This window comes from Methylobacterium sp. B1 (assembly GCF_000333255.1).
Classification (GTDB): domain Bacteria; phylum Pseudomonadota; class Alphaproteobacteria; order Rhizobiales; family Beijerinckiaceae; genus Methylobacterium; species Methylobacterium fujisawaense.
The window spans coordinates 1-4585 of the sequence record NZ_BACT01000680.1 but is presented as its reverse complement, the minus strand read 5'-3'; the positions used below and the strand labels follow the sequence as shown (position 1 = coordinate 4585).

The following is a 4585-nucleotide window of genomic DNA, read 5'->3' as shown; positions in this document are numbered from 1 at the left end:
TTTGCGGCGTGGACTACCCGCAGCGCGAGAAGCGCTTCGACGTGGTCTATCACCTGCTCTCCCTGCGCCATAACCTGCGAATCCGGGTGAAGGTGCAGACCGACGAGGTGACCCCCGTCCCGTCGGTGATCGAGGTGTTCCCCGCCGCCAACTGGTACGAGCGCGAGACCTACGACCTCTACGGGATCCTGTTCTCGGGCCATCCCGACCTGCGCCGCCTGCTCACCGATTACGGCTTCGAGGGGCACCCCCTGCGCAAGGACTTCCCGCTGACCGGCTTCGTCGAGGTCCGCTACGACCAGGACCAGGCGCGGGTGGTCTACGAGCCGGTCCAGCTGACGCAGGAATTCCGGAACTTCGACTTCTTGTCCCCGTGGGAAGGCACCGACTACGTGCTGCCGGGCGACGAGAAGACGTCGGCATGAGCCGCGGAGACCGCCCGTGACCGAACACAACATCCGCAACTTCGCGATCAACTTCGGCCCGCAGCACCCGGCCGCGCACGGCGTGCTGCGCCTCGTGCTGGAACTCGACGGCGAGGTGGTCGAGCGGGTCGATCCGCATATCGGGCTGCTCCACCGCGGCACCGAGAAGCTCATCGAGTACAAGACCTACCTGCAGGCGACGCCCTATTTCGACCGGCTCGACTACGTGTCGCCGATGAACCAGGAGCACGCCTTCTGCCTGGCGATCGAGAGGCTCGCCGGGATCGAGGTGCCGCGCCGCGCGCAGCTGATCCGCGTGCTGTTCTGCGAGATCGGCCGCCTGCTGTCGCACCTCCTCAACGTCACCACGCAGGCGATGGATGTCGGCGCCCTCACGCCCCCGCTCTGGGGCTTCGAGGAGCGCGAGAAGCTGATGATCTTCTACGAGCGGGCCTCCGGCGCCCGGCTCCACGCCAACTACTTCCGGCCCGGCGGCGTCCACCAGGACCTGCCGCCGAAGCTGATCGACGACATCGACGCGTTCTGCGACCCGTTCCTGCAGGTCGTCCAGGATCTCGACGACCTCGTCATGGCCAACCGCATCTTCAAGCAGCGCAACGTCGACATCGGCATCGTGTCGGTGGACGAGGCGATGGAGTGGGGCTTCTCGGGCGTGATGGTGCGCGGCTCAGGGATTCCCTGGGACCTGCGCAAGGCGCAGCCCTACGAGTGCTACGAAGAGATGGAGTTCGACATCCCCGTCGGAAAGAACGGCGACACCTACGATCGCCAGGTGATCCGCATGGAGGAGATGCGCCAGTCCGTGCGCATCATGAAGCAATGCGTCGCCAAGCTGCGCGAGCCCGCCGGCCAGGGGCCGATCGCCTCGGTCGACGGCAAGTTCGCCCCGCCGCCGCGCCGGGAGATGAAGCGCTCGATGGAGGCGCTCATCCACCACTTCAAGCTCTACACCGAGGGCTTCCACGTGCCCGAGGGCGAGGTCTACGCCGCCGTGGAAGCGCCGAAGGGCGAGTTCGGCGTCTATCTCGTGTCGGATGGAACAAACAAGCCGTATCGCTGCAAGATCCGCGCGCCGGGCTTCGCGCATCTTCAGGCGATGGACTGGATGTGCCGCGGGCACCTGCTGGCCGACGTGTCCTGCGTGCTCGGCACGCTCGACATCGTGTTCGGCGAAGTGGATCGGTAAGTTAGAGCGATGGCAAACCGCAGACTCGCCCCCGCCTCGGAGCAGCCCGAGAGCTTCGCGTTCTCCCCCGAGAACGCCGAGTGGGCCAAGACCCAGATCGCCAAGTACCCGGAAGGCCGTCAGGCCTCCGCGGTGATCTCGCTCCTGTGGCGGGCGCAGGAGCAGAACGGCGGCTGGCTGCCGCGGGCGGCCATCGAGGCGGTGGCGGCCGAGCTCGGCATGCCGAACATCCGCGTGCTGGAGGTGGCCACCTTCTACACGATGTTCGCTCTCGAGCCCGTGGGTCGCTTCTGGATCCAGGTCTGCGGCACGGTGCCGTGCGATTCCTGCGGCGCGCGGGGTCTCAAGGAGATGCTGCAGGCCCGGCTCGGCCCCCCCGGCCACGTCTCGGCGGACGGCACCTTCTCGTGGCTCGAGGTCGAGTGCCTGGGCGCCTGCTGCAACGCGCCGATGGTGCAGATCAACCAGGACTACTACGAGGACCTGACGCCCGAATCCCTCGGCCAGCTGATGGACGACCTCGCCGCCGGACGGCCCGTGAAGGTCGGCTCGCAGACCGGGCGCGTCTCGTCCGAGCCCCAGGGCGCCGTGAACACGCTCACCGACCCGACCCTGTTCGACGGCTCGCGCGTCGGCGCGTGGCGCAAGCGCTTCGAGGAGGCCGGAAAGGTCGAGACGCCGGCCGCCCAGACCGGCGAGGCGGCCTCCGGAACGCAGCAGGCCGCCGAGAACCCGAAGCCGGCGCGGCCCGATGCCGGCCGGCCGATCGAGCGTCCGGCCTCCGACGCGCCGGCCCAGCGCGCCGCCAACGGCGAGACGCCGGTCAAGGCGGAGGATCGCGCCGACGCGGCCGAGCGCGGCCGGTCCACCGCGAAGCACGGCTCCGCCCGGCCGGGCGACGCGGACGTGCTCGATTCGCCGGCCAAGCGTGTCGCCGAGGGCGAACCCGCCGCCGGCGACCAGGGCCATCAGGACGTGCCGGCGCGCGACGCCGTCCCGCAGCAGCCGGAAGCGTCGGGCGCCAGCGCGGGCGAAGTCGCGGCCGAGGCCGAGGAAACCCGCATCGCCGGCGCCCTTGCGGCCCTGCCGAAGGATGCGAGCCCGGAGCGGAAGGCCGACGCCGTGGGCAAGCGCCCGCCGGGCCTCGACGCCGCCCGCGCCGGGAAGCCGGACGATCTGACGCGCATCACGGGCGTCGGCCCGGGCAACAGCCAGCGCCTGAACGGGCTCGGCATCTACCATTTGGACCAGATCGCCGCGTGGTCCCGCGACGAGATCACCTGGGTCGGCACCTACCTCGCGTTCCCGGGTCGCATCGACCGGGAGAACTGGGTGGGGCAGGCCAAGGCCCTGTCGGCGCCGGCTCAGTGAGGACCTGACATGCTGTCGGATCAGGATCGCATCTTCACCAACCTCTACGGGCTCCACTCGCCGGGCCTGGACGCCGCCAAGAAGCGTGGCGCCTGGGACGGGACCAAGTTCCTGCTGGAACAGGGCCGCGACTGGATCATCGAGGAGATGAAGGCCTCGGGCCTGCGCGGCCGCGGCGGCGCGGGCTTCCCCACCGGCCTCAAATGGTCGTTCATGCCCAAGAAGTCCGACGGGCGCCCGCACTACCTCGTGGTCAACGCCGACGAGTCGGAGCCGGGCACCTGCAAGGACCGGGAGATCATGCGGCACGACCCGCATCTCCTGATCGAGGGCTGCATGCTGGCCTGCTTCGCGATGAACGCGCATGCCTGCTACGTCTACATCCGCGGCGAGTACGTCGCCGAGAAGCACGCCCTCCAGAAGGCCGTGGACGAGGCCTACGCGGCCCGCCTCGTCGGCCAGTCGAACGTGCACGACTACCCGTTCGACATCTACGTCCACCACGGCGCCGGCGCCTATATCTGCGGCGAGGAGACCGCGCTCATCGAGAGCCTGGAGGGCAAGAAGGGGATGCCGCGGCTGAAGCCGCCTTTCCCGGCCAATATGGGCCTCTACGGCTGCCCCACGACGGTGAACAACGTCGAGTCGATCGCGGTCGCCGGCACGATCCTGCGCCGGGGCGGCGCGTGGTTCGCGGGCCTGGGCGGCAAGAACAACACCGGCACCAAGCTCTTCTGCGTCTCCGGGCACGTCAACAAGCCGTGCAACGTCGAGGAGGAGCTGGGCATCACCTTCCGGGAGCTGATCGACCGTCATTGCGGCGGCATGCGCGGCGGCTGGGACAATCTTTTGTGTTCCATCCCGGGCGGATCCTCAGTCCCCCTTGTTCCCGCGGAACAAATCATCGACGCGAAGATGGATTTCGACACCCTGCGCAACCTCGGCTCCGGCCTGGGCACGGCAGCGGTGATCGTGCTCGACAAGTCCACCGACATCGTCGCGGCGATCACCCGGATCTCGTACTTCTACAAGCACGAATCCTGCGGCCAGTGCACGCCGTGCCGGGAGGGCACGGGCTGGATGTGGCGGGTGATGCAGCGCATGACCGAGGGCCGCGCCCAGAAGCGCGAGATCGACATGCTGTTCGAGGTGACCAAGCAGATCGAGGGTCACACGATCTGTGCGCTCGGCGACGCGGCGGCCTGGCCGATCCAGGGCCTGATCCGGCATTTCCGCCCCGAGATCGAGAAGCGCATCGACCGCTACACCGCGAATCCGCACAGCGAGCCTGTGCCGATGGCTGCGGAGTAAAAGGGCTATGCCGGTGTCCAACCCACAGCCTCATCCTGAGATGCCCGCGTCGGCGGGCCTCGCAGGAGGCCTCCCGAGATCGCGAGGCGGGCTGGACATCTCCTTCGAGGCTCGGCTGCGCCTCGCACCTCAGGATGAGGGTGCGGGTGGGATCCGGCCTCGTGCGTTTGGGCCAGTTTACGAGACGATCCGATGACAAAAATCCTCGTCGACGGCACCGAGGTTGACGTCCCCGCCGATTACACGCTGCTCCAGGCCTGCGAGGCCGCGG

4 protein-coding genes are annotated in these 4585 nt (G+C 68.6%); all 4 read left to right on the top strand.

What is annotated here, in order from left to right; all coding sequences use genetic code 11:
• A partial coding sequence (locus tag I53_RS20085; protein ID WP_043353983.1) for an NADH-quinone oxidoreductase subunit C occupies positions 1-425 on the top strand: 425 nt, incomplete at its 5' end.
• 16 nt (positions 426-441) lie between these two features.
• The gene (locus I53_RS20080) at positions 442-1632 is read left to right on the top strand and encodes an NADH-quinone oxidoreductase subunit D (protein WP_043353981.1); all 1191 of its coding nucleotides are present in this window, start codon (positions 442-444) and stop codon (positions 1630-1632) included.
• Between the two features lie 9 nt (positions 1633-1641).
• Complete coding sequence (gene nuoE / locus I53_RS20075; RefSeq protein ID WP_043353979.1) at positions 1642-3003, top strand: NADH-quinone oxidoreductase subunit NuoE; 1362 nt, start codon at positions 1642-1644, stop codon at positions 3001-3003.
• 9 nt (positions 3004-3012) lie between these two features.
• Complete coding sequence (nuoF, locus tag I53_RS20070) at positions 3013-4314, top strand: NADH-quinone oxidoreductase subunit NuoF (RefSeq protein WP_043353978.1); 1302 nt, start codon at positions 3013-3015, stop codon at positions 4312-4314.
• Positions 4315-4585 lie beyond the last annotated feature (271 nt).